Consider the following 473-nt stretch of genomic DNA (forward strand, 5'->3'; position numbering starts at 1 on the left):
CCCAGGTCTCATATGGGCTATAACAGGGATCGGAGGCATGGTTATCCTCGCTGCAATGAGGCTGATGACGTGGGAAAACGATGTAAGTTGGAAGCTGTTTACCTGGGACCGACCCCAAATTATTTTTACCGACAGGAAGCGGGGCTTGGTGGTGCTTGAGCGCCATCACAATCCAGAACTCCCTTTCTGGGAAAACTATTTGTATATCCAGGTGTTCCTGCCAAAAGACCAGATTGATGACTTCCTTGCCTTGTGCAGGAAATACGCGCCTAGTGCAGTGGAATATAAAGAAGGCCATTTTCGTGAGTGATGTTGAAAAGAAGACTATTTGTGCCGCTGATGAGCCCACGCTAAAGGCCGCAGCAATTGCTTCAATCGTCAAAGTACCACCCCTTATGGAATGGAGGATTAAAGCCCATTCTCACTGGATATTTCCGGCCGACGTGGGGTTCGGCTCCTTAGCTTTAATCGGT

1 protein-coding gene is annotated in these 473 nt (G+C 48.8%); it reads left to right on the plus strand.

Annotated elements, in window-relative coordinates; genetic code table 11:
• Positions 1-310: hypothetical protein (locus tag ACYASS_RS19190; protein WP_463587278.1), on the plus strand; the 310-nt coding region annotated here is incomplete at its 5' end.
• Positions 311-473: the final 163 nt, after the last annotated feature.

It is taken from the genome of Pseudomonas sp. HP_14 (assembly GCF_055283875.1).